Source organism: Mycobacterium attenuatum, assembly GCF_900566085.1.
GTDB classification, from domain to species: domain Bacteria; phylum Actinomycetota; class Actinomycetes; order Mycobacteriales; family Mycobacteriaceae; genus Mycobacterium; species Mycobacterium attenuatum.
The window spans coordinates 12,533-19,010 of sequence record NZ_UPHT01000138.1; the positions used below are offsets into that span (position 1 = coordinate 12,533).

Consider the following 6,478-nt stretch of genomic DNA (forward strand, 5'->3'; position numbering starts at 1 on the left):
TCGCAGTCCCGGCTTCGGGATCGCCGCCGTCGCGCCGAGTCCGATCCGCTCGGCGCCGAGGCGATCCCTCCCGCGGTGTGCCCGCACACCGTTGCCGACAGCTACGAGCATCTGCTCAACACCGCCCCTCGTCCTGATTGTCCTGGCCGGCCATGACCTGGCGAAGCAATTCGTCGACGTCGTCGTCTGAAACCTGGGGCACCTGGGCCAGCAGGTCGATCCACGGTGGACCGGCGACATGGGTCGCCTCGGCCTGCGCGTTAGGCTGCGTCGCGCCCGGGTCCGCCGCCACGGCCGGATCGGGTTGGGCCGAGCCCCTACCGGACAGCTGGTCGGCGAGCCAATCAGCCAGACCCGCAACGCTTCCGCCATCAAGCAGCTTGATGACCGGGATATCGATGCCCAGGTCGCGCTCAATCTCGCTGCGCAACTTGGTAGCCGTGAGTGAGCCGAGCCCCAGGTGCTTCAGCGGCGACTGAGTGTCCAGCCGAGCGGCGGTCAGACCGAGCTTGCCGGCGGCTTGAGCGCCCAGGTATGACTCCAGCAACCGTTGACGCTCCTGCCGGCCAGCGCGGCGCAGCGTTTCGTTGAGGCTGGCTCCCTCGGCAGGCACGCCGCCGGCCGCGGACTCAACGCCGCCAGGGGACGGCGCCTCTCCGTCGTTGATGCCGACCTCGGCAGCGTTGCGCTCGTCCAGCCAGAAACGCTGCCGCCGCCACGGATATGTGGGCGCCGGCACGCATCGGCCGCTCCCGCAATGCAATTGCTCCCAGGCAACGGTTTGCCCGCGGGTGTAGAGAGCTCCGAGTGACGCCAGCATGGTGGCGCGTTCCGGTTCGTCGGGGCGCATAGATGGCAGGAGCGTGCTGGGGATACCTCGCTCGTCGGCGCTTGCGCGCACCTCGCTCAACAGAATGGGGTGCGGACTGATCTCCAGGAACGTGTCGTGACCGGCGTCAAGGAGACACCCGATTGCGGTAGCGGAAAGCGCTGGCGCACAGAAATTCTCAACCCAGTAGGCCGCGTCCGGCACCCGGTCGACCAACCGGTCGCCCGTCACGGTCGAGTACATGGCTACAGCCGGCTGCCCTGGCCGGATCCCGGCCAGGCTATCGCGAAGCGCCTCCGCCTCGAAGCCATGGCCGACCCCACAGATCACCTGCGCGGCATCGTCGAGGGTCAAGGCGCCCGCAACGTAAGCCGCCGCCACCGCACCGCTTCCGTGGCCGAGCACGGCTTCGGGTTCCACCCCCCACGAACGCCACAGCGCAACCAGCCCAACCTGTATCGCGAAGATCGCAGGCTCGGCGGCGCCGGCAAGCCACGGCCGCGCCCCGGCCGACCCATCGAAAAGTTGCGTCAGCAACGGCTCCTGCATATGCGCTTGCAGGGCGACGTCGCAGGCACCCAGCGCTTCCCGGAAAGCCGGCTCTTCGGAAAACAGCCGATGGCCCATGCCAGACCATTGCGAGCCCCGGCCTGAGAACACGAAGACAACCCCGGGCCGGCCGGCCCGGCAACGTCCGGTTGACAGTCCGAGGTGAGACGTTCCCTTCCGGTAGGCGGCAAGAGCCGCCGACAGCTCCGCGGCCGAATCGCCCACAGCGGCCAGCCGATAGTCGTAATGGCCACGGCGCGCGCCGGCCGTATGGCAGAGGTCGGCGAGCGGCGCTCCTGCCGCTAGGGCCGTCTCATAGCGCAGCGCCAGTTCGGCCAGGGCCTCGGGTGAGCGCGCCGACAGCGGTAGCAGCTCAGCGCGACGCTGTGCCGTGTCATCCTCCGGCCGGGCGGCCCGAACCTGTGGAGCCTCCGTCACAACCACATGTGCGTTGGTACCGCCCAAGCCGAACGAGCTGACGCCGGCGACTGCTCGTCGACCGTCCTCGGGCCATGGAACTAGGGTCTGCCCGACGCGCAGCGGCAAGGTGTCGAAGGGGATATGCGGGTTGGGCTCCGCAAAGTTCAAGCTCGGCGGGATAGCCTGATGGCGAAGCGCCAGAACAACTTTGATGAGCCCTGCCACTCCGGCAGCTGCCTCCAGATGACCGATGTTGGTCTTGACCGAGCCGATCAGGCACCGGCTGTCCGGCATGCGGCCCCTCGCCAGGATCGCACCGAGAGCCGCCGCCTCGATCGCGTCGCCCAAAAACGTTGCCGTGCCGTGTGTCTCGACGTACTGCACCACACCGGGCGACAGACCCGCCCGGCGGTAGGCGTCGGCCAGCACCGCTTCCTGTGATCCGCGACTGGGTGCCGTCAATCCGTTCGTGCGCCCATCGTGGTTGACGGCGCTGCCCCGGATCACCGCGTAAACCGGGTCAGCGTCCGCTAACGCTCGACTCAGCGGTTTGAGCACGACGATCCCGGCACCTTCGCCCTGGACGTATCCGTCTGCGCGGGCGTCGAAGGCCTTGCAGCGGGCATCCGCCGCCATCATCCCAGCCTGCTCGAGCTTGGCGCCGATGGCCGGCGAGAGGATGACGTTCACGCCGCCGGCCAACGCCATCGTGGACTCGCCGTCGTACAGGCTGCGGCACGCCTGGTGAACGGCGACCAGCGACGACGAGCAGGCGGTGTCGATCGCCATGCTTGGTCCGCGGAAGTCGAACGCATAGGAAAGGCGGTTGGCGGCAATGCTCGACGCGCTTCCGGTGTAGGCCTCGATCAGCACAGGCCCGCCATGCTGCAGGCTGCCGTAGTCGTTGGCCGAGATGCCGATGAACACGCCGGTGCGACTGCCGGCGAGCCGCTCCGGCACCTGCCCGGCGTCTTCCAAAGCCTCCCAAGCCACTTCGAGAAGCAGGCGTTGCCGGGGGTCCATACGGCCCGCCTCGTACGGCGAGATGCCGAAAAAGTGAGCGTCGAACCGGTCGATCTGGTCCAGGAACCCACCGCGACGGGTGCCGCCGTTGCCCGAGGCGTCCGGGTCCCTGCGGTCCGGCGGTGTCTCGGTGACGGCGTCCACGCCATCGCAGAGCAGCTGCCAGAATGCCGCCGGCCCGTCGGCGCCCGGGAAGCGGCAACCGATCCCGATGACGGCGATCGGCTCGGCTATGCCCGTCGCACCGTCCTCGGCTACCGTCGCCGGTATGTCGGTGGGTGCGTCCGAACATTGTTGCGCAGCCATATATTTGGAGAGGAGATCGATCGTGGGGTGCTCGTAGGTGACCGTCGGCGAGAGTTCGCACCCGAGCCACGTTTCCAATGCCGAGGTCAGCCGGATGGCACGGACGGAGTCGAGACCGTAGTGCGCGAACGGCACCGACGTGTCGATTTCCGTTGCTGGCAGGCCGAGTTCCTGCGCGAACCGGGAGATCAACCACGCCGCAATCTCGGCGGTGCTGCGCCCGGTGCGTGCTGGCCACTGTTCGACAGGCGATGGGGCAGGGCCCGGATCGCGCGGGGCCGGCGCATGCCACTCGGCGAACACCTCGAGGCTGCCGTCGAGGAACCGTTGCCGGCAGGCGTTGCGCCGGATCTTTCCGCTCGAGGTTGTCGGGATGCGTAGCGGTTCGGCCAAAACGACGGCGTGCGGCGCGATCTCATGACGCTCGGTGATCGCGGTGCGGATCGCGGCGATAACCGCGCCGACGTCGGCTTCACGGATCCGCTCACGGTCCACCTCCTGCACCACGACGAGCTGTTCGGCGTCATCCGATGACGGTGTGACCGAGAAGGCGGCCCCACGGCCCCGCAGCAGCGCCGAATGGCTGTCCTGCGCCGCGGCTTCGATGTCTTCGGGATAGTAGTTGCGACCGCGGATGATGATCAGATCCTTGAGTCGCCCCGTGACGAACAACTCGCCGTCAAGAAAGAACCCCAGATCCCCTGTGCGCAGGAACGGTCCACGACCGGAATCCGCGAGGAACGCCGAGAACGTCTCTTGTGTCTTGCTCGGCTCGCCCCAGTACCCCTGCGCGACTCCGCCGCCGCCGAGCCAGATCTCCCCGACTCCGCCGCCCGCACGGCGCATCCGGGTATCCGGATCGACGATGAAAACTTCTACGCCGTACAGCGCGGGGCCACAGCCTACGAGCGTGACGGCGGACGAGTGTTCCGCCGCGACGCCGACCACGTGGTGCTCGCGCAGCGCCACCGGATCAACGTGGCGCACCAGTGGCACGATCCAATCCCCCTGACCGGACGCCAATAGGGTCGCTTCGGCCAACCCGTACGCTGGTTTGAACGCCTCGGGCGCAAAACCGCTGGGGCCGAACGCGTCCGCGAACCTGTCCAAGGTAGCGGCGCGCACCGGCTCGGCCGCACACACGGCCAATAGCCACTTGGAGAGGTCGAGGGCGGCACGTTCGGCCGCGCTGCTGCGTTCGACACACAGGTCGTAGGCGAAGTTCGGCGCGGCGGTGATCGTGCCGCCATAGCGGGAAAGCGCTTCCAGCCACCGCATCGGGCGTTCGATGAAAGCTTCGGGCGGCATGAAATGGCAACTACCGCCGAAGGAAACCGTTCCGAGAATCATGCTGATAAGGCCCATGTCGTGGTGCGGCGGCAGCCAGGACACGGCGACGTAGGAATCCACCCACCCGGTGGCCCTGCGGATGGTCTCCAGGTTGGACAGCAGGTTGCGATGGGTGACCATCACGCCTTTTGGCGTGCTCGTCGAGCCCGAGGTGTACTGCACGAGTGCCATTGCGTCCGGGTCTACGTCGGGCGCGATCCAGTCCGTGGCACCCTCCGGGCGCACGGCGTCTACGGCACACCACTGCAGGGAACTTCCTTCCGCCAAGCCGTCTACGACACCCTTGACCTTGGCTTGCACTTCGGCGGTGGTGAGCACAAAGCGCGCTCGCACATCCGCGATGATCGACGACACGCGCCCGATCACCCGGTCGCGAACCGGCGGATGCACCGGCACGGCGGCGGCCCCGGCGTAGACGCACCCGAAAAAGCCCGCCAGGAAATCCAAACCCGACGGGCACAGGACCAACACCCGCTCGCCCGCAAGGCCGTGTTGCTGCAGAACGGCCGCGATGGCGCGAGCCTTGATGTCCAGTTCGCGATAGGTGAGGCGGCTATGTTCCTCCCCGCCAGGCAAATACCGGCAGTAGTCGAACGCAACCTTGTCTGCATAGCGCTCGGCGTTTCGGACCAGAACGTCCAACAAACTCGGTGGCGCCGCGATCCCGCTGTCTTCAGGCATCGAATCCTCCTTGCTCCGTCTCAATGCGGGCGTCCAGTCGTCCTGGGTTCGGCGCGGCCATCAGCCAAACCCCTTAGGGGGGGCCGCTTTTTCCACGATGTCCGCGGTGGTGGCGACGCTTTCGGCGGGTTTGCTCATCAGGCTGGCGATCTCGCGGGCCCTGGCGTCATGTTCTGGTGTGAGGATGGATTTCAAATCTGCGGCCAGCGATTCCTGCGTGGTGGCCGCAAAACTCCGGGCCGCACCGACTTTGAGTCGCTTCACCGCGGCCCCGAAGATCGGCTGATCGGACGTGAACCAGAGGATCAACGTGGGAATTCCGGCTCGCAGGCCCGCGGCCGTGGTACCTGCGCCGCCGTGATGCACGACGGCGCGGCAAGCCGGGAAAACCGCCGCATGGTTGACCGCGCTGACGACCTTGACATGGTCGAAATGCGGCGCGGGAGCGAAATCGTTGTCAGCGGTGCAGATTAGCGCCCGCTCGCCCAACTGCTCGCAGGCCCCGCCGATCATGGTGATCATCTCGGCGGGCGACTTGATCGGTCGACTGCCGAACCCGAAGTAGATCGGCGGCGTCCCGGCCGCAATCCACGACGTGACTTCATCGTCGGCATCCGTGGGCAATTCCATGGTCAGCGAGCCAACAAACGGCCATCGCCCGGCCCATTCCGTTGCCAGCCCGGGGAATAGCAGCTCGTCGTAGGCCTGGATCTCGAGCGATCCGCGGTCGCCGTGCCGTCGCCACGTCGAGGCCGGCACCGTTGGCAAGCCCAAGCTACGGCGCTGGGCCGCCTCGGCCTCCTTCGTCATGCGCCAGTACATCCACCACGCCGTCGCAAGCGCATTGCGGCTCAACGGGGCTGGCAGCTTCGGAAGCAGTTGGCTATTTACTTGCAGCGGAACGAAATTCAGCGCGGCAACGGGAATGCCATAGTACTCGCCGACATTGGCGGCGAGTCCGGGATACATCCAGCTCGACAGTATGAGGTCGGCCCCTGCTGCCAGCGATGTCAAAGTTGCGCTCTTTTCTGCCCAGCCCCTGGTGATGAAGTCGCTGCCGCTGCGCAGAAACGCCTTTGGAGTCCGCAACATCTTCCAGAAATCCCTGGCGAAATTGTCGTCCTGCTGCTTGCGTGAATCCGGTCCGTAGGGAACCGCGGTGAGCCCGGACGACTCGACAAAGCCGAGCAGGTTGGGCGGCGCGCCCATGCACACCTCATGCCCGCGCCGCAGCAGCTCCTGCGCTACCGCGGTGCAGGGCTCCACATCACCCCGGGTTCCATAGCAGACCATTGCGAATTTCACGATGGATTGTCACCT

2 protein-coding genes are annotated in these 6,478 nt (G+C 66.8%); both read right to left on the reverse strand.

The annotated features are described in order from the left end of the window. Positions 1–115: 115 nt before the first annotated feature. Positions 116–5,158 carry a type I polyketide synthase gene (locus EET13_RS22260; protein WP_122444301.1) on the reverse strand — a complete coding sequence of 1,681 codons (5,043 nt, stop codon included), beginning with the start codon at positions 5,156–5,158 and terminating at the stop codon, positions 116–118. Between the two features lie 60 nt (positions 5,159–5,218). Further along, positions 5,219–6,463 carry a glycosyltransferase gene (locus EET13_RS22265; protein ID WP_122444302.1) on the reverse strand — a complete coding sequence of 415 codons (1,245 nt, stop codon included), beginning with the start codon at positions 6,461–6,463 and terminating at the stop codon, positions 5,219–5,221. Between the last annotated feature and the right edge of the window lie 15 nt (positions 6,464–6,478).

Bases quoted from the DNA above. Each gene is read 5' to 3' on its own strand.
- EET13_RS22260 (WP_122444301.1), bottom strand. From the start codon at position 5,158: ATGCCTGAAGACAGCGGGATCGCGGCGCCACCGAGTTTGTTGGACGTT.